Annotated in this window: 16 protein-coding genes and 1 tRNA gene; 3 read left to right on the top strand and 14 right to left on the bottom strand. The window is 34.0% G+C overall.

The genetic code is table 11. The features are described 5' to 3' along the window. Positions 1-16 precede the first annotated feature (16 nt). The 4 genes from F0460_RS01290 to F0460_RS01275 form a co-directional block, all read right to left on the bottom strand. Positions 17-3151 carry an AsmA family protein gene (locus F0460_RS01290; RefSeq protein ID WP_150009505.1) on the bottom strand — a complete coding sequence of 1045 codons (3135 nt, stop codon included), beginning with the start codon at positions 3149-3151 and terminating at the stop codon, positions 17-19. Between the two features lie 87 nt (positions 3152-3238). After that, entirely contained in the window at positions 3239-3517 is a 279-nt protein-coding gene (locus tag F0460_RS01285; protein ID WP_150009504.1) for a hypothetical protein, read from the bottom strand. 48 nt (positions 3518-3565) lie between these two features. After that, entirely contained in the window at positions 3566-4333 is a 768-nt protein-coding gene (locus F0460_RS01280) for an OmpA family protein (protein ID WP_150009503.1), read from the bottom strand. 104 nt (positions 4334-4437) lie between these two features. Continuing rightward, positions 4438-4519, bottom strand: a tRNA-Leu gene (locus F0460_RS01275). Between the two features lie 134 nt (positions 4520-4653). On the opposite strand from F0460_RS01275, the gene F0460_RS01270 reads away from it, so the two are divergent. Next, positions 4654-6042, top strand: a complete 1389-nt coding sequence (locus F0460_RS01270) for a dipeptidase (RefSeq protein WP_150009502.1) — start codon at positions 4654-4656, stop codon at positions 6040-6042. Positions 6043-6094: 52 nt separating this feature from the next. On the opposite strand, the gene F0460_RS01265 is transcribed toward F0460_RS01270, so the two are convergent. The 3 genes from F0460_RS01265 to F0460_RS01255 all read right to left on the bottom strand — a co-directional run bounded on the left by F0460_RS01265 (position 6095) and on the right by F0460_RS01255 (position 9067). Then, complete coding sequence (locus F0460_RS01265; protein WP_150009501.1) at positions 6095-6376, bottom strand: hypothetical protein; 282 nt, start codon at positions 6374-6376, stop codon at positions 6095-6097. 137 nt (positions 6377-6513) lie between these two features. Then, complete coding sequence (locus F0460_RS01260) at positions 6514-7773, bottom strand: OmpA family protein (RefSeq protein ID WP_150009500.1); 1260 nt, start codon at positions 7771-7773, stop codon at positions 6514-6516. Between the two features lie 76 nt (positions 7774-7849). Further along, on the bottom strand, positions 7850-9067 hold the full coding sequence (locus F0460_RS01255; protein WP_150009499.1) for a glycosyltransferase family 4 protein: 1218 nt from the start codon (positions 9065-9067) through the stop codon (positions 7850-7852). A 75-nt stretch (positions 9068-9142) separates the two neighbouring features. Here F0460_RS01255 and miaE point away from each other — a divergent pair, with 75 nt between their 5' ends. After that, positions 9143-9724, top strand: coding sequence for a tRNA-(ms[2]io[6]A)-hydroxylase (miaE, locus tag F0460_RS01250; RefSeq protein WP_150009498.1), 582 nt, complete (start codon positions 9143-9145; stop codon positions 9722-9724). A gap of 24 nt (positions 9725-9748) precedes the next feature. Here miaE and F0460_RS01245 read toward each other — a convergent pair whose 3' ends face one another. The 4 genes from F0460_RS01245 to F0460_RS01230 all read right to left on the bottom strand — a co-directional run bounded on the left by F0460_RS01245 (position 9749) and on the right by F0460_RS01230 (position 12310). Further along, the gene (locus F0460_RS01245) at positions 9749-10123 is read right to left on the bottom strand and encodes a hypothetical protein (RefSeq protein WP_150009497.1); all 375 of its coding nucleotides are present in this window, start codon (positions 10121-10123) and stop codon (positions 9749-9751) included. After that, entirely contained in the window at positions 10120-11406 is a 1287-nt protein-coding gene (locus F0460_RS01240) for a M56 family metallopeptidase (protein ID WP_150009496.1), read from the bottom strand. Before F0460_RS01240 ends, F0460_RS01245 begins: the two co-directional genes overlap by 4 nt. Before the next feature lie 2 nt (positions 11407-11408). After that, complete coding sequence (locus F0460_RS01235) at positions 11409-11774, bottom strand: BlaI/MecI/CopY family transcriptional regulator (RefSeq protein WP_150009495.1); 366 nt, start codon at positions 11772-11774, stop codon at positions 11409-11411. A gap of 86 nt (positions 11775-11860) precedes the next feature. Beyond that, complete coding sequence (locus F0460_RS01230) at positions 11861-12310, bottom strand: hypothetical protein (protein ID WP_150009494.1); 450 nt, start codon at positions 12308-12310, stop codon at positions 11861-11863. A gap of 104 nt (positions 12311-12414) precedes the next feature. Here F0460_RS01230 and F0460_RS01225 point away from each other — a divergent pair, with 104 nt between their 5' ends. Then, positions 12415-13200 carry an alpha/beta fold hydrolase gene (locus F0460_RS01225; RefSeq protein WP_150009493.1) on the top strand — a complete coding sequence of 262 codons (786 nt, stop codon included), beginning with the start codon at positions 12415-12417 and terminating at the stop codon, positions 13198-13200. On the opposite strand, the gene F0460_RS01220 is transcribed toward F0460_RS01225, so the two are convergent. The 3 genes from F0460_RS01220 to kbl form a co-directional block, all read right to left on the bottom strand. After that, positions 13197-15947 (bottom strand): PD-(D/E)XK nuclease family protein, encoded by a 2751-nt coding sequence (locus tag F0460_RS01220; protein WP_150009492.1) that lies wholly within the window; start codon positions 15945-15947, stop codon positions 13197-13199. The genes F0460_RS01225 and F0460_RS01220 overlap by 4 nt on opposite strands. Positions 15948-16010: 63 nt before the next feature. Then, positions 16011-17432 (bottom strand): OmpA family protein, encoded by a 1422-nt coding sequence (locus F0460_RS01215; protein WP_150009491.1) that lies wholly within the window; start codon positions 17430-17432, stop codon positions 16011-16013. A 105-nt stretch (positions 17433-17537) separates the two neighbouring features. Further along, positions 17538-18731: a glycine C-acetyltransferase gene (kbl, locus tag F0460_RS01210; protein WP_150009490.1), complete on the bottom strand. Its 1194-nt coding sequence runs from the start codon at positions 18729-18731 to the stop codon at positions 17538-17540. Positions 18732-18757 lie beyond the last annotated feature (26 nt).

Below are 18757 nucleotides of genomic sequence, written 5' to 3'. Positions count from 1 at the left end.
TTTATTGATTAAGTAGTTATTGATTTTGAGCAGGTTGCTGTAAAGTATCAATCGATTTTTTATAAGCATCGTAATCTTCATCGTCCTCTGCCAAATCTTCGTTCTTGTATTTACCCAGCTTAATATCCATTTTATCACTCGTTCCGTTTACCGTGATAGGAATTCCGATGATTCCGAAAGGTGGCAAGCCCAATCGCATGCCAATATTCATTTTCCCGTCTAACGTAACCTGACCTTCCACTCTCGGGCGAAAGCCTGCAACCTTGAATTTTGTACGTTCAATTGTCATTACATTATTGGCGATCGATGTTTTAACAACCACATTTTTCACATTGGCATCGCGCAAAGCATCCGTTTTTGTTTCGCTTGCAACCGCATTAAACAATTTAAAACCTTTAAACTGAATATTCTCTAAAATTAAATCACCCGATCCTTTGATCGATTTCATATTCGGATACATTTCCTGATTAAGCGTGCCTTGCAACTGATATTTCAAAGAAACCTGCCCCGAAGCACTTTCTGCAGCCGGAGCCATTTCGCGGAATAATGCCAATTGTTTGTAAGCTTTCTGAATATCGAACTGTTGCGCATCAATATCAAAACCAAACAACGCGCGTTTGCTGTTTATTGGCTGATACGTTCCGTTTAACAAAAACTGCGTATCAATTAAACCGAATTTTGCTTCGTGCAACGCCAATTTTTGATCGAACACTTTTAAAACACCGCTTAAATTATCTAACTGTAAATCGTTGAACTTTACTTTTTGAGCGTTTGCCGTTAATTCAAAATCAATTTTATCGGGAACCAAAACAACACTTCCACCAGAATTTGATGCAGATGTTGTTTTTGATGCGTTTGGATTTGCCGGCAACATAAACGAATTAACATCGATAAACTGTGATGTAACCGCCAATTTTCCTTTTAATGTAGCGTTCGGAGTTAGAAAATAATTGATATAATTTTCCAAATCGCCATTTAACACAAACGTTTGTTTGGCGTAGTTCATTTTAATATTTTCAAGCTTCATTTGTTTTCGGAAGAACTTGAATTTCCCTTCGGTAAAAACAAAATCGTGTGGAAAAAATTCAGACTTAATATGAATATCCTTCAACAATACAAAACCACGGTTGTTAAGCGACGAAGGATCATCTGCCCCACCTTTTCCTTTCAATTTCACATCGGTTTCCAACTGTCCGGAAACACTCAATCCGTCAATTGCAAAAACCTTATACAGATTGCCCAGATTCAGTTTTCCTTTTGTTCCGATATCGAATGTAAGGTTATTAAAATTGAACAGATTGGCATCAACCATAAAAGGTTCATTAGCAAGAACAAACGAAATTGGCAGTACATTTACCCGCAAATCGTTCAGCGAACCACGTGGCGATGAAATATGCGTTTCGAGATTAATTTTTTCCAACGGAAGATCAGGCAAGCTGTTGTAACGCAGATAACCGTTTTTAAGCTTCACGATTGATGTTGTAACAGGAATTTTGTTTCGATCCAGATCCAATCGACCTTTTGCTTTGGTATCAACGGTTAATTGTCCGCCAAAATCGACTTCTTTTATAGGAAAAATATTTTTAACGTTTGATAAATTTACAAAAGCCTTCAGATCAGTATCAGTATTAAAATCGATTAAATTATCAATTTTCAAGCGTCCTTTCACGTAATCATCTGCTGCTTTAATATCGATATTTTTAAGATCTACTTTGGTAGTTTTATAATTCCCACTAGTATTTTCTGTATTCAAATCAAAGGTTAAATAATCGATCGCCAAAGGCATTTCGCTCCATTTAAAATAACCGTTTGTCCAGTTTGCCTGAACATTGAATTTAGGAATCTCGGTAATTTCAGTAATTAAAATCCCTTGTTTGTTTTTAAAAGATTTCGTTGTGTAATTACCTTTTGCAGATCCATTTAAAACAACATCGCCTTTTAGTTGCATGCCCGAAATGGCAAGCGTTTGCCACAATTGCGTAACATTTAAATTAGCATTTAAATCGGCATCAACAAACATTGGAAATTTGTACAAAGCCTTGCCTTTTGCATGACCTTTACCCAGATTAAACGCGAAATCGGGAATGGTTACCGTTAACGAATCGGGGTTTAACTGTGGCAGGTTAAGTTCGGTTTTTGTGTGTAGATTTTCAACCGGAATGTTTTGAAACTGTTTAGCTGCGATCGATCCGTTGGCGATATCGAGCTTAATATTTAAATCGGGATTTGAAACGCTATCTTGCATTAATCCTTTTAACAACAAATAAATGTTCGATGTTCCTTTAAAAGTCATTCCGTCGTACCATTTCTGATATTCCTGCGGAACAAGCGAAAACAGATTTTCAAGCGACGCATTATTAGATTTTACATCTAAATTAAAATCGATTCCTTTTTCAAGAACTGCTACTTTTCCCAGAACATTCAACGGTAAATTCGCCAAAAGCAATTCGCTTTTATTGAACTCAACAGAAACAGGATCCAAATTCACCTTGGTATTTATGGTTCCTTTTAACGGTTTATGATCGACCAAAATGCTTTTATCTAACCCAAAAAACAGAGATTTTATATCGGCTTCGGTTTCAAAATTAATGTATTTGTCGGTTACCTGCACATTTCCGCTGATGTTGGTATTTTTGGTCTGAATTTTTATTTTAGATTGATCGTCCTGATACAGTACATCGGTGTTTTTAACGTGAATTTTATTCAACGCCAAAGAGAAAGAACTGTCTGTAGAAGGTTCGTCGGAAGATTTAAAAATAGCGAACGAAAAATTGCCCAGACTATCGGTTACCACATTAAATTTTCCTTCGTTTACATACAATTTTGTAAACTTAATCTGATCTGAAAACAGACTGAACAGATCGATCCCTAAATCGACCGAATTACTTTCAACTGTTTTAAGATTACCAAACTCTTTAGGCGCATTAATGCTTAAATCTTTTAACGAAACGCTTAAATTGGGAAAGTTTGTAAAAAACGATACGTTTAAATCGGTAAAATTTACGGGAGTAGTAACAAATTCGGCAGCTGCATCTTTTACTGCTTTTTCTATTTGCGGTTTAAACAACTGTGGTGCAATAAGCACCAAACCAATCAACACAAACAGTGTGATTCCGGTATATTTAAGACCTTTTTTTATTTTTGTGTTCATTTACAACAATACAATTTTTGCAAAGATAAGGCAGTTATTGCGATTGTTTAAGAAAATTTAAAGTGCAATGTCTTCGTTTTGATAAAATTATCGAGTAGAATGCGATTTTCGTTTCATTTTCGCAGATAGATTTTCCAATTTAGTTTTCACATCATCAGCCAATTCATTCTGACTAACATACATTCTAATCTGCATATTCAGTTCGTGCAGATAAACGCCCAATATTATTTTTTCAAGACCCAATCGTTCATGCAAATCTGTCAATAATTTTGTTTTATTTTCATTATCTGCAAAAGCACTGTTTTGTTCCAGCACCTTTGCAATTATAATTTTAAGTAGATTGTATTCGTCTGAAGTAAATTTCATTTTAAAAAATTAAAGTACGAAGTAACTAAAAAGTATCTAGAAAAGCTGTTATTTTTCTAAGATTAAAATTTCAACCCTGCGATTAGCTTCCCGTTCTTCTTCGTTTTGTTCAGGAATTGCATAAATAGGTTTCGATCCACCAAAACTTTTATACTTTAACCTTTTTTTATCGATTCCGCTTTTAATAAGATAGTTATAAACCGCTAAAGCTCTTTTACCAGAAACATCATGATCATTTGATTCAGTATAGCAACAAATATGACCTTGAATTTCTATTTTGAGATTAGGATTTGATCTCATTGTTTCTAACAATTCCTTTAGAACAGGGTATGAATGAGATTTAAAAACTGCTGTTCCTCCATTAAAATTTAGGTTTTTTAAATTTATTTTCTCACCAACTTTAGCAGAATATAGTTCCTTATCGAGATTTTTTTCTGAATTGTCTTGATCTTTCAAATAAGTAAAATAAACATCAACCCTTCTATTCAAATCTTGGACTTCGTTTTGTTTAAATTCTTTTCCAAAAGATTTTGTTTTAATTGCCTGATCAATTTTAACTTTCCCAGTTAAATAGCTTAAAACAGCATTGATTCTTTTATCAGAAAGTTCATTATTGTACTGATTATTTCCTACCCAATCACAAAAACCTTCAACCTTTAAAACAGTTAGATTTGGATGAATTTTTATCCAATCATCGATCTTTTGTCTTTCGATTTCAGTAAATTCGCTTTCATTATAATTAAAATAGAAACTTTGTTTTTGCTGCGAAAACCCTTTAAAAGTTATCAAGCAAAACAGCAATAAAATTAAACGCATATGTATTTTTTTAACATTAACGTTTTAAGATTTTGTTTTAGTATAGTAAGAAGTAATTAGATCAAAATAAAAAACCTCCAATTCAAATGAATCAGAGGTTTTTGTGCGGGTAAAAGGACTCGAACCTTCACACCTTGCGGCACCAGATCCTAAGTCTGGCGTGTCTACCAATTTCACCATACCCGCGGCGTTTTTGTTAAGAACTATTGTTCTTTTAAGACGTTGCAAATATACAAATGCTTTTTTATTCTGCAACAAAATTTCATTAAATTTTTATCATTATATTTGTTCTAATCAACTGCAATCATTCAATTCATACAATGGAAGTAATAAAAAATTACGTTCAACAAAATAAGGAACGTTTTATTAATGAGCTAATTGACTTGTTAAAAATCCCTTCGGTAAGTGCCGATAGCGCCTATTCTCAAGATGTTTTAAATACTGCCGATAAGGTAAAAGAATTTTTAGAAAAAGCCGGATGCGATAAAGTAGAAATCTCCGAAACTCCGGGTTATCCGATCGTTTATGGCGAAAAACACATTAACGACAACCTGCCAACTGTTTTAGTTTACGGACATTATGATGTGCAACCGGCAGATCCTATTGAATTATGGGATTCTCCACCTTTTGAGCCAATTATCAAGAAAACGGAATTACACCCAGACGGAGCTATTTTTGCGCGTGGTGCTTGTGATGATAAAGGTCAGATGTTTATGCACGTTAAAGCATTGGAATTAATGATGCAGACCGATACGTTGCCTTGTAACGTTAAGTTTATGATTGAAGGCGAAGAAGAAGTTGGATCGGCATCTTTGGCTTGGTTTGTTGAAAGAAATCAGGAAAAATTAAAGAACGATGTAATTTTGATTTCTGATACCGGAATGATTTCTAACACACAACCATCAATCACCACAGGTTTACGTGGTTTAAGCTATGTAGAGGTTGAAGTTACGGGTCCAAATCGTGATTTACATTCGGGCTTATACGGCGGTGCTGTTGCCAACCCAATAAATATTCTTGCACAAATGATTGCTTCGTTACACGACGAAAACAATCATATCACCATTCCAGGTTTTTATGATAAAGTGGAAGAATTATCAAAAGAAGAACGCGATGAAATGGGAAAACGTCCTTTTTCATTAGACGATTACAAGAAAGCATTGGATATTAAAGAAATTCACGGTGAAGCCGGTTACACAACCAACGAACGAAATTCGATAAGACCAACGTTAGATGTTAACGGAATTTGGGGCGGATACACTGGCGAAGGCGCAAAAACGGTTATAGCATCTAAAGCATTTGCAAAAATTTCTATGCGTTTGGTTCCTAATCAAGATTGGGAAGAAATCACCGAATTATTCAAAAAACATTTTGAAAGCATTGCACCGGCATCGGTTAAAGTTGTTGTGAAACCACATCATGGCGGACAAGGTTATGTTACACCTATTGATTCTGTTGGATATCAGGCTGCATCAAAAGCTTACAGTGAATCTTTCGGCGTAACGCCAATTCCAGTTCGTTCAGGTGGATCAATTCCAATTGTGGCTTTATTCGAAAAAGAATTAAAATCGAAAACCATTATGATGGGCTTTGGTCTGGATTCTGACGCGATACACTCACCAAACGAACATTACGGTATCTTTAATTACTTAAAAGGTATTGAAACTATTCCGTTGTTTTACAAGTATTTTACAGAAATGTCTAAATAAAAAAAGTCCACTTCAATTACGAAGTGGACTTTTTTTATCGTGTAAACTAAAATTATTTTGCAGCTTGTACAGTATCTTTTGCAACTGTTTCTGCAGCAGGCTCTGTTGCCGTAACTGTAGTAACTGTACTTGTTGTATCTTGTTTAACCAATGGTTGCTCTGGCGAAAGTTCTTCTTCTACAACAATTGATTTTGTTCCTTTTTGTGGTGTAGGATCAAAAAGTGCAGTATCGCAACTTCTGTGAATAAAGAAAATCAACACTACTCCTAACATCAAAGGAATTAGACTGTATTTAAGTGCATTTCCGCTTTTGTCTTGACCGTTATGACTCATAATATTTATAGTTATTTAGTATTCTGTTATATTAAAACAGCGCAAATATACTATCTTTTTTCAGCATATTTTATTAGTTCGTCTAAAATATTAACCGAAAATAAAAAAAGCAACATTTAAAATGTTGCCTTCTTTTACTAATTTCTTATACTTAATGCTACTTTTCTATCGGTAAGTCTTAATTCTTCTGATGCATCTGCCGGATGAACTGCAAATTCAGATCCATAACCTTCGGCACCAACAACCTGCTTGCCTAAACCTTTACCTTCTAAAAACTTTTTAACAGCCATAGCTCGGTCTGTTGAAACCTTTTTATTTATGGCTTCGTCACCGGTTTTATCGGTATAACCACCAATTTTCACTTTTAGTTCAGGATAAGCCGTTAAAATTTGTGCAATGTTATCTAACTGCTTTTGTGATTCTGGTAAAACATTTGCGGTGTTATGTTCAAAATTTAAATCATCGAAATTAAACCACTTATCTTTCAACTGATCTTCGTTCATGGTTTTGTATTCGCCTTTATTTAAAAAAGCAACCATTTGATCTTCTATTCCATCGCTGTAAGCATTCAGTTTTACCTGATCGTTCACTACAATTTCCTTCGTTGTTCGGGTTGTAGTTACCGTGGTAGATGTATCGTTTTGAATGGTATCTTTAACAACCGATTCTTCTATTGTAACTTCTCGGTTACAGCCGCGATACAAAAAGAAGATCAGCACAATTCCCAAAAGCAGCGGAATTAAAATGTATTTCAACATGTTTCCGCTTTTATCTTTTTGTGGATCTGCGTAAGGCGATTCGTTGGTTTTAAACTGATCTTTCTCGTTATTGTTCACCACATTATTAATCACGGCATCGGCATGTTCGCGTTCTTCCATGCGCACAGCAGTTGGCTGATTAATTGTAGAATCTACGGTACCTAACGATCCAAAACCTACAGGAATCATAGATTTTAATGAAGTTAGATTGTTTGACATGACGCCATTTATTGTTGAAAGATCGAAGTTGGCATCCAAGCCTTTATAATAATCGATAATTCCCAAAAACGCAGTTTTTAATACGCTATGTGCCGATGTTTGAGAAATGTTTGAAAACGCCGAAATTCTTTCTACAAATTCCTGCTTATCTGTTCCCAAAAAATCGTCTAAATAAGAAGCTGTTTTTTCTAATTTAAACTCGAATTCGTTTACAGAGTTTGCAAAAACATTCTGAATTTCGCTAAACATTGATCTTAAATACGCATCGCCTTTATGATGCATTTTTAAAAGTAGTGCCGGAATGGCAACATCAAAAGCATTGTTTATTGATGCTTCTGTTTCGTTTGTACTAACAGCCAAACTTGAAATAAAGTCGGGCGAAATGTACTGTTTGATCTGATTTACTAACGGATTTTCCATAACAATTTGAATTTTCTTTTCTTAAAGATACAGCTTTATTTGATTAATCTTCAAAAAGTTAACATTAAAAAAAAAGCTATTTATTTTTTTGTTCGATCCACAAACTCATGTACTTAACAGCCTGTAAACCATTCTGCCACAGTATTTTTTGAATGAATAAATTGCTTCTATGAGTTTCGGTATTTGCATAAATTTTCAAAACAGTATCTTTTAAAATTCCGCTCCAAATTCTTTCAGAAAACTGATTGTTTAAAATATCAAATCCGTTTGCTACTGCCCTATTCCACTCCGTTTCATCTCCGTACAATTTGCAAACAGCATCAACAAAATCTGTTTCGTTTACGGCAATAAATCCACCCCAATTTTCAGCAGACATTCCTTCTGCTCCGATTTTAGAAGTTACGCTTGGCAATGCGTTTCTAAAACCATCAACAAATTTGCCTTTTAAACCCGCACCAAATGGAATTGGTGCAACCAAAACTCGATATTTTTGCATGATTTCATTCACATCATCGGCTTTTCCTTTAATGATGAAACCATCGTTTGCGTTGTTTAACTGAAGTGCTTTTTGCGATGCATACGCGCCATAAATATGAAGCTGAGTATTTGGCAATCGTTTTTTAATTGATGTCCATATTTTTTTAAGCTGAAGTACTGTTTGATAATTTGGTTCATGAATAAAATTACCAATAAACATAAAATCTTTCCGGCTATTAAAATCAGGTAGTTTCTCTTGTGTTTCGTTAGAAATTTTGGTTTCAATAAAAGGCAGATATAACAATTGTTTTGAAGGAATATTGAAATGATTGATCAGCAAATCATACTCAAATTTTGAAATAATGATCGATAAATCAGATCGATAAATTGACGATAATTCTCTGTAACAATCAGCCGTATCATAATTCACTTCTGTATTTGTCTTAAAAGCCGTAGTTCGAGATCTGCGAACAAAATGCAGATCTTCGGTATCTAAAACCGATACTATATTCGGAAAAAGCTGTTTTACGCGCCAGCCAAATTGTTCTTCGGTAATAAATCGGTCGTAGACAACAACATCTGGAATTAGACCGGCAATAAAATCATTAAAAGACGAATCGTTTAAAACAATATCGTGCGTAATAACATTCAACTCGTCTAACGGATGAGAAGAAACAGATTTAGATGCTGCACAGGCAAAATGAATATCGTTTGATATTTTCTTCAATTCATCAATCAGTTGCAACATGCGCCAACCAGCTGCCGACGAAGTAGGTTCGGGCCAAACCAAACCAATTATTAAAACACGTAATTTCATAAAGCAAATATCGAAGTAAAATGTAAAAGATACTAACTGTGCAATTAATTTGTAAATTTGCAGAAATTAAGGTTTATGTTAGGACTTAAATTGTTAACCGATCCACGATGGGCAAATATTGCCGAAGATAATTTAGAAGAAATTTTAAGCGATCATGCGTGGTGCGAACAAAAAGCGGCTACCAATGCCATTACCATTCTTACGTACAATTCTGAACATGAAGATTTAGTTACTGCGATGACCGAAATTGCTATTGAAGAAATGGAACATTTTAAAATGGTGCACGATATTATTAAACAACGTGGTTTTACTTTTGGGCGCGAACGTAAAGACGATTACGTGAACCAATTGTTTAAATTTATGCGTAAAGATGGTTCTAGAAACGATGCTTTTATTGATCGTTTACTTTTTGCAGCCATGATTGAAGCTAGAAGTTGCGAGCGATTCCGCGTGCTTTCGGAAAATATTAAAGACGATGAATTAGCGAAGTTTTATAGAGATTTAATGATTTCTGAAGCAAACCATTATACTACTTTTTTAAAATTTGCGAAAAAATACAGTGAACGTCGAAATGTTGACAAACGCTGGAAAGAATGGCTTGATTTTGAAGGTCAGTTAATTCAGAATTACGGAACAAAAGAAACAATTCACGGATAAAAAAAACACCTCAATGAGGTGTTTTTAGTTTTCAAAAGTGATTGAATCGATTAGCTTTTCTTGTTCGTTGAATTTGTACCAAGTGCCAATTTTAGTCCATGTTTTTTTAGTTGTATAACTTTTCCCTATTTGACTAACTTTTCCGTTTTTATGATACAGCACATCTACAGAATATGGGTAAAAATATCTTTCTGACCGAAAAAGTGTATCGTTGTTGTAATATTTCCAAACACCTTTTTCTCGACCATGCTTATCATATTTACCAGTAATTAAACTCCTTTCTGTTTTTGTACCTGAAACATATTTCCATTTACCGACTTCTACTCCATTTTTTTTCTGATTGATTTTGCAGGAAAAAATTAGGAACAAAATAAGAATGCTGAAAAACTTTAGCTTCATAGATTCACTTTAATTTTTATTGGTAATATGAATGTAGAGCGTACAATTTTACCTTCATGCTCTGCAGGAATCCATTTTGGCATAGTTTTTAAAACACGAATCGCTTCATCTACTAAAACCTCAGAGTCTTCAGAAGTCCCTGTTATTTCAGAAAAACTACCATCTTTTTCAATGATAAATTTCAGCTTTATTTTTATTTCATTATTAGTATTCAACAATGGATCTTTAGGTAAATTGAATTTTCTAATAAATTCATTATAGAAAGTTTGTATGCCTTCAGAAGGCTTTGCTTTTTGTTGAACTAACTGCAGTGCTTTTTCAGAACTATCATAAGCGCTTGATACTTTTTCATCTATCTGAATTTCAGCATATGGCAAATCATTTTTTTTACTCTTACTGTCGGGCTGTAACTCCTCTTTATTAGTACATGCTACAATAGTTAATATGCCAGTAACTACAAAAAGTGTAAAAAACTTTGTTGCTAATTTTGTTTGTTTTTTCGTTTTAATTGTCATCATCATTATACGTTTTTGGGTTAATTTGTAATTAAAAGTTGATGCTAACAAAATATTTGTTTGTTCAATATGATCTATTAGTTTATGTTGATAATCTTTTACATTATCAATTTCTTTCAAAACCTCTTCGTCTGCTAAATATTCGTGATTCATCTTAATATTCTTTCTGTACAAGTAGACTAAAGGATGAAACCAGAAAATAATCTTCATTAGCTCAACCAACAGAACATCAAAAGAATGTAATTGTTTAACATGTGCCTTTTCATGCAGCCATATTGCTTTATTGTTTTTGAGATCGCTAAAAACTGCTTCGTTCAAAAAAACCGTCGTGAAAAATGAAAATGCTTGATTTTCTTGCGGAAGCTTACATACAGTTATTCCTTCAAAAGCTTTTTTCTGTGAACTCCTTTTTAGTTTTAGAATTTTGATTAATCCGATTATAAAATGAATCATAAAAGCAACAAAACCTAAAGTATATACAATCCAAATAACATCAAAATATCCATAAGAATATTGAGTAGTTTTATTGCTGATATCTACCACAACTTCATTTAAAACATTTATGTTACTTGAAGAAACACTTTGCAAATAATTCACATTTTCAAACAACAAGTTAAAAGGAATTAAAGGAATAAGTAAACTTCCAACAAATGTTAATAGTAAATAAGATCTGTTGAAAACATATATTGTTTTTTTGCTCAATATAAAATGATATACTAAACTAAATATCGACCATAAAAATGTTAATTGCAATAAGTACAAAATCATAACTACTTATTTTTAAGTTCATCATCTATTAAATCACGGAGCTTTTGTAATTCATCTTTTGTCAACGTGGCATCTTTTGCAAAAAAGGAAGCAAAGTGCGATGTTGAATCATCAAAAAACTGTTTAATCATATTTTTCATTTGTTTAGAAAAATAGTTTTCTTTCTTTACTATGGCGAAATATAAACGTGTATTTCCAATTTCGTCGTATCCAACGAAACCTTTATCAATAAGCTTTTTCACCGTTGTTGCAACGGTTGTTTTAGCAGGTTTGGGATCGCCGTAACTATCAATTAAATCTTTAAGAACAATTTTATCACGTTTCCAAATGTATTGCATGAGTTGTTCTTCGGCAGCTGTTAATTTCATATTCTATAAAATTAGAATTAGTTCTATAAAAATAGAACAATATTTTAAATAAAAAAACAGTCCAACTGTTTTTTTATTTTTATCGATTAATTCAAGCGTCTGATTACGTTATTATCACTATTATTACCTCTCGTTAAATTCACTGTTAACTGTAAATAGGAGTTTACTGGTTTGTTATCTATTCTTCCTGGTATCCACTGCGTTGCTTTCTCAATAGCTTTTTGAATATCATCATTACACAATGTAACCTCAGCTTTTACAAATTCCACTTTTGCAACTTTACCTTTATCTGTAATTAAAATATCAATAATAACCGTAGTATCTTTTCCCTTAAAAGATCCTCTTTTACAGTTTTTTGTAGCATCTTCAATCTGTTTAAGAATTACCGCATAACCGCCACGATAAGTTGCCATAACATCTACATCTCGATACACAGGAATTTCTCTAACAGTTACTTTTTTTTCTGGAGCAGCAGTTTGCGCATTTAAGGTTACCGAAAATAACACAAATAATAGGTAAGCAATTTTTGTTTTCATAAGTTAAATAAGTATGTTTTTATTATCTGCAAAAATACAATTTAGTTGCAAATAACATAATTTTTAATTTTTTGGATTTCTTTACTATTTTTACACAAAAAAGATTGAACACGTTTACCTACAAAAATACCGCAATAAATTATAGTGATTCTGGCAAAGGAAACACCATTTTACTTATTCACGGATTTTTGGAGAATTCTTCGATGTGGTTCGATCTTACGTCGCATTTAGATAAACGTTACCGAATTATTTCTGTTGATCTTTTAGGTCATGGTAAAAGCGATTGTTACGGATACGTGCACACAATGGAAGATCAGGCGGATATGCTTTTTGCTTTGATTTCTGAATTACGTTTGCGTAAGGTTTCGTTAATTGGGCATTCTATGGGCGGATACATTGCGTTGGCTTTTGCCGAGTTGTATCCGGATAATGTTCGATCGTTGATTCTTTTAAATTCATCTGCTCAACCAGATTCCGATGAACGTAGAATAAATCGTGACCGTGCCATTGATGTCGTAAAGAAGAACAGCAATGCTTTTACAAGAATGGCGACGCAGAATTTGTTCGATAAAGATGCACACAATCTTTTTCCTGAGAAAATTGAAGCATTTACCCAACAGGCTTTAAAAACTCCGTTACAAGGAATTATCGCATCTTTAGAAGGTATGAAGATCCGTATAGATCGTGAAGCATTACTGCATTTTAGTCCGTACCCAAAATTGATTATTGCAAGTAAAAACGACACCATTATTCCATTAGATGATATTAAAAATCAGGTTGCAGGCGCCGAAGTTACTTTTGAAATTATTCCCGGCGGTCATGTTTCAACTATTGAACAAGAACCCAAAATAGCTTCAATCATCACATCGTTTTTAAAGAAAAATAATTAAACTACTTTTTCTTCAAATACTGTTTCCGGATCTAAAATCGTATTCAATAAAGTGATTAATTCTGCTTTAAAATCAATCAATAAATCATCGGTAATAAACTCATATGTAGTTCTATCTTCTTTCAAAACAAAAAGCAAATAACCCGATTTTCTATTCTTAAGCGAATAAATCCCCGCCTGTATTGGCAAATGCGTACTGTTTTTATACATTAAACCGTACATGAGCAACTGAATGGCTTTTTCGAACTTTAAATCAGTGGTAATCCCGCCGATTTCTTTTATTTGAACCTGATTTAAATCTACTTTTCCAGTTTTATAATCAATAATTCTAAGAACATTGTTGCGTATTTCAATTCTATCAGCAATTCCCGATAATTTAACTGCATACGGTAATTTTACATCTTCTAAAACGGTTTCCAAAGTTTGCTCTAATCCAATTATTGTAACATCGTCACCACTTTCCAACATCTCTTTTTCAAGCATCAAAAAATGATACACGTTACGTTTTGCAACTTCAAACGCCAAGAGGTTTTTACCATGTTTATCTGCACTTTCGGAATAATTCAATTTAAACTGACTAACAATTTCTGACTGGTAATTTTGAAGCATTTCATCAACCATTTCAATGGTTAATTTTTGATCAATCACAGGCTTATACAATTCTTCCAAAGCACCATGAATAATGGTCCCCAAGGTATTTAAGGCGATATTTTCTTCCACCTCATCTAACTCACGAATACCCAAAACGCGCTGCATGTAGAACTGCATCGGATTACGCATGTAATTGCCGATTGCCGACGGAGAAAAACCTTTATCTGAAGCAATTTCTTTCAATCGATTCTGCAATAATTCCGATTTTTCAACCATTAGAGGTTCGCTAATACTATCGGGCGATTTAGCGAAATAATTGTTCACTTTTATGTTATGATTTACCTGCGGATCTAAAACCAATTGTGTTATAAATCGACTTTTTTCTCCAGCGTCCAAGCCTTCGGAATTTGAATTATACAACAGATAAATATTCTTTGCACGCAATAGCAAATGGTAGAAATGGTAGGTATAAATAGCATCTTTTTCTCTGAAAGTAGGTAAACCCAATTCCATTTTAACATCATACGGAATAAAAGAATTAGCCGATTTTCCTGCAGGAAATTTCCCTTCATTTAAAGAAGTAATAATTACATTATCAAAATCTAAAACCCGACTTTCTAAAACGCCCATTACCTGCAAACCTTCCAACGGTTCGCCTTCAAAAGATACTTCAGCCAAATCTGCAACTTGCTTGTAAATGGTCAATAATTGTTGGGCGTTTTCAATAACTTTATACTTTAACTGATAGTTTTTAATCTGCGTTAAAACCTGATGAAATGCGTATAAAAATGTAAGCGAAACATCATCCTTATTCTCTCGAAGATACGTTCGAATTTCAAAAACAATCTCTTCAATTCTGTCGATAATTTCAATAACATCAATATTCCAATCTTTAATAATCAACTGCAAAAACGGATTATCAGCGGGAATAAAATCTAACGTAGAGAAGTTAAAAAAAGATAAATTTCGTTTATTAATACCATCAACAACCTGCTTTGAAGCCGCCAAATTCTCAATTAACGAATGCGATAAAACATCTAAAACCTCTTTATGATAAAAAGTAGCATTGCTTTTTCCTCGGTTTAAAGAATTAACATGCATTTTAAAAAACTTTGCAAAAAACAACTGAATAGGATTCGATTTACTGTCGTAATTCATCGTTACATTCAGCGATGCAACCGTAATTGGCAAAGCATAAAGAACCGGAATCAATAGATTTTCTTCGGATAAAACAACTGCCGTTTTTTGCAGGTTTTCATTTGATTTTTGAAGTTCTTCTACGATTGATCCAACAATTTTTGCCTGACCAACCGATTTTGGCGTACTGATAATCTCGATATTTTTTGCTTGTTTGAATTCATCAACAATCCAATCATAAGGATGCGATTTATAGTACGACCAGTTTTGTTTGATTTTACGAGCGAAGTAACCCGCGCCGTGATCTGGATCGTTCAGAAAAAGAGCGTCGGTATCCCAATAAACTTTCGCTAAACCACTTTTAAATAATTTCTGTATAATTTGTTCTTCCGCCTGATTCAATGCATTAAAACCAGCAAAATAAATGGTTTTAGAAGTATTTTCTTTTATAAAGGCATCGATATTATCAACCGCAACTCTATAAACCAATCCTTGATAACCAGAATTTTGTTCAATTAAGTGTTTGGTAAACGCCTTGTAATAGGTCGGTAACTGGTCCCAAAATGTCAGATAATTATCTATTAAAGCACTTCGATCTTCTGCTTTAACTGACCAATGGTTGATATCATCGATGTTTTTAAGATAATCAAAAACATGGCTTGGTTTTAGCAAATAACGATCAATTTCATTGAAATCTTGCAGCAGTATTTTTGCCCAATTACTGAATTGTTCAAAATCTTGTTGTACACCTTTCGGGGTGATTTCTTTATAAACCTCATAAAATTCAAAAAGCTGTTCAACACCCGAAAGCATATTCATCTTTGAAATTCTTGTAATTAAATCTTCAATACTGATAATTTCAGGCGCAAAAAATGTTTTGGTTGATGTGCTTTTAAAAGCTTCTAATAAAAACAATCTTGCACGTTTATTTGGAAGAACAATAACCGTATTTGTAAAATTCCAATCACAGTCAGCTGCGATTTGCTGTGCTATTTTATGTAGGAAAGAAGTTGTATTCATTTTATAAAAATAAAAAAACGTCCCGACAAATCGGGACGTTTTCAATTTTATTTAAACTGTAAATTATTTTACTAATTTAATTTCTGTACGACGGTTATTAGCACGTCCTGCAACAGTTTTGTTATCATCGATTGGATTTTTAGAACCAAAACCTTGAGAAGATAAACGGTTAGCAGAAATTCCTTTAGAGATTAAATACTCTCTAACTGCATTTGCACGATCGTTTGATAATGGGTCGTTGATTTTATCAGAACCTGTACTATCTGTATGACCTTCGATTGCAAATTTAGCATTAGGGAATTGGTTCATTACTTTAGCCATATTATCTAACACTGCGAAAGATTGCTCTTGGAAAGTAGATTTACCTGTATTAAACAAGATTGTTTTACCGTACTCGTTTAATTGTTTGATATGCTCTTCTTTCACTTCTGGACATCCTTTGTTAGATGCAGGACCTGCAACTTCTGGACATTCATCATCTTTATCGAAAACTCCGTCACCATCTGAATCTGGCCAAGGACAACCGTTATTAGCTTTTGGACCTGCTTCTTCTGGACATTCGTCTTCTTTATCTGCAATTCCGTCTCCATCTGTATCAGGACATCCGTTGAATTCTTTTAATCCTGGCTCTTCTGGACAAGCATCTTCATGATCAGGAATACCATCACCATCTGTATCAGGACAACCATTATATTGGGCATCTCCAAATACGTTAGGACATTGATCTAAATGATCAGGAATTCCATCTGCATCAGTATCAGGACAACCATTAAATTGTTTTAAACCTGCAACTTCTGGACATTCGTCGTATTTATCTAAAATACCATCACCATCTGTGTCTTTTCCACCAAAACGGAAAGATACACCAGCAGTGTGTTGAAAATGCGAAGGAACTGAAACATCTTGTGCTCTTAGAACACCTTCGTCTTCAAACTGTTTCTTGTACGTAGAAGATAAGTTTAAACCAATGTTCTCAGACAACCAAAAAGTAACACCTGCACCTCCGCTTACATTACCTGATGATGCTTTACCTAAAAAAGCATAACCACCACCAACATGTACAGCGGGATCAAACCATTTAGAACCGATTAATCCACCGATGCTGTATTTGAAATGACCATCAACACCATAGTACATTAAGTCTGTTGCATCAATTCTTCTTTGACCATTAAAGTCTCCGTTTGCATCCCATCCGTTTTCCATAACAACTTTTTTCATTTTGTTTACAGATCCTGTAACACCAAATGAAACGTTAGCACCTAAATAACGAGACACATTTAAAACAGAAGCTGATGGTAAAATACTCCAGTTATCTGTTTGGAAATATTGACCAAAACGATCTGCAAAGTCTGTGGCAACACTTGAACGTCCACCGTCCAAAGCATTAACACCCACGGTAATAGCCCATGGCTGATCAGCATTTTGCGCTTGTGCAGCTGTTCCAGCTAGCAACAAAGCAGCTGCAAATACTTTTAATTGTTTCATAACTATTCAATTTTCTACTTTACGTAATATTTTCACAAAAATAAATTGTTTAAACGAATATACAAAATAAATTAGTGAAAGCTTTAACATTTTTATAAGATTTTTTTAAACTACCCCTAACTCTTTAGCTACTTCAGCGAACGCTTTGATGGCTTTATCTAAATGTTCTTGTGTATGTGCTGCCGATAATTGCACACGGATACGCGCTTTATCTTTTGGTACAACAGGGAAGAAAAAACCAATTACATAGATACCTTTTTCTAATAATTTATCTGCCATTACCTGCGATAACTTGGCATCGTACAACATTACGGGAACAATTGCAGAATCGCCATCAATGAAATCCAATCCGGCTTCTCTAAGTCTTTTTTTAAAGTAATTGGTGTTCCATTCTAACTGATCTCTTAACTTGGTATCTTTCTTTAGTAATTCGAAAACTTTTAATGATGCACCAACAATTGAAGGAGCTAATGAATTTGAAAACAAATACGGACGTGAACGTTGACGCAATATTTCAATAATTTCTTTTTTAGCAGTTGTATATCCGCCCATTGCACCACCTAAAGCTTTACCTAAAGTTCCGGTAATAATATCCACACGACCCATTACGTTTTTAGCTTCCAAAGTTCCTTTGCCTGTAGCACCAATAAATCCGGCTGCGTGGCATTCATCAACCATAACCATAGCATCGTACTTATCTGCTAAATCGCAAATTTTATCCAGCGGAGCAACCAATCCGTCCATAGAGAAAACGCCATCTGTAACAATCAATTTAAAACGACGACCATCAGCAACTGCTTGTTGCAACTGCTTTTCTAAATCTGCCATATCGTTATTTTCGTAACGGTAACGCGCAGCTTTACACAAACGAACTCCATCAATAATCGATGCATGGTTTAAACTATCAGAAATAATACAATCTTCGGCACCCAATAAAGGTTCAAAAACACCACCGTTTGCATCAAAAGCAGCGGCGTACAAAATAGTATCTTCGGTTCCGTAAAAATCGGCAATTTCTTGTTCTAATTTTTTGTGAATATCTTGAGTTCCGCAAATGAATCTAACAGACGACATTCCGAAACCATGTGTATCTAAAGCATCTTTTGCTGCCTGAACAACCTCTGGATGCGACGACAATCCCAAATAATTATTCGCACAAAAGTTCAAAACTTTTTCGCCTGTACTAATAGTAATTTCGGCATCTTGCGGCGATGTTATAATGCGTTCTTTTTTATACAAACCATTGTCTTTAATGGTATCGATTTCCGTTTGTAAAAACTCTTTAATAGCTCCGTACATAGTTATATGATTTGTTTTATTTTTAA

The organism is Paenimyroides baculatum (assembly GCF_008629655.1).
Classification (GTDB): Bacteria; Bacteroidota; Bacteroidia; order Flavobacteriales; family Flavobacteriaceae; genus Flavobacterium; species Flavobacterium baculatum.
This window is presented reverse-complemented; position numbering and strand designations above follow the sequence as displayed.

What these genes read in the sequence shown, in the direction of transcription:
- F0460_RS01290 (WP_150009505.1), bottom strand. Translation starts at nt 3,151, where the DNA reads ATGAACACAAAAATAAAAAAAGGTCTTAAATATACCGGAATCACACTG.
- F0460_RS01285 (WP_150009504.1), bottom strand. Translation starts at nt 3,517, where the DNA reads ATGAAATTTACTTCAGACGAATACAATCTACTTAAAATTATAATTGCA.
- F0460_RS01280 (WP_150009503.1), bottom strand. Translation starts at nt 4,333, where the DNA reads ATGCGTTTAATTTTATTGCTGTTTTGCTTGATAACTTTTAAAGGGTTT.
- F0460_RS01270 (WP_150009502.1), top strand. Translation starts at nt 4,654, where the DNA reads ATGGAAGTAATAAAAAATTACGTTCAACAAAATAAGGAACGTTTTATT.
- F0460_RS01265 (WP_150009501.1), bottom strand. Translation starts at nt 6,376, where the DNA reads ATGAGTCATAACGGTCAAGACAAAAGCGGAAATGCACTTAAATACAGT.
- F0460_RS01260 (WP_150009500.1), bottom strand. Translation starts at nt 7,773, where the DNA reads ATGGAAAATCCGTTAGTAAATCAGATCAAACAGTACATTTCGCCCGAC.
- F0460_RS01255 (WP_150009499.1), bottom strand. Translation starts at nt 9,067, where the DNA reads ATGAAATTACGTGTTTTAATAATTGGTTTGGTTTGGCCCGAACCTACT.
- miaE (WP_150009498.1), top strand. Translation starts at nt 9,143, where the DNA reads ATGTTAGGACTTAAATTGTTAACCGATCCACGATGGGCAAATATTGCC.
- F0460_RS01245 (WP_150009497.1), bottom strand. Translation starts at nt 10,123, where the DNA reads ATGAAGCTAAAGTTTTTCAGCATTCTTATTTTGTTCCTAATTTTTTCC.
- F0460_RS01240 (WP_150009496.1), bottom strand. Translation starts at nt 11,406, where the DNA reads ATGATTTTGTACTTATTGCAATTAACATTTTTATGGTCGATATTTAGT.
- F0460_RS01235 (WP_150009495.1), bottom strand. Translation starts at nt 11,774, where the DNA reads ATGAAATTAACAGCTGCCGAAGAACAACTCATGCAATACATTTGGAAA.
- F0460_RS01230 (WP_150009494.1), bottom strand. Translation starts at nt 12,310, where the DNA reads ATGAAAACAAAAATTGCTTACCTATTATTTGTGTTATTTTCGGTAACC.
- F0460_RS01220 (WP_150009492.1), bottom strand. Translation starts at nt 15,947, where the DNA reads ATGAATACAACTTCTTTCCTACATAAAATAGCACAGCAAATCGCAGCT.
- F0460_RS01215 (WP_150009491.1), bottom strand. Translation starts at nt 17,432, where the DNA reads ATGAAACAATTAAAAGTATTTGCAGCTGCTTTGTTGCTAGCTGGAACA.
- kbl (WP_150009490.1), bottom strand. Translation starts at nt 18,731, where the DNA reads ATGTACGGAGCTATTAAAGAGTTTTTACAAACGGAAATCGATACCATT.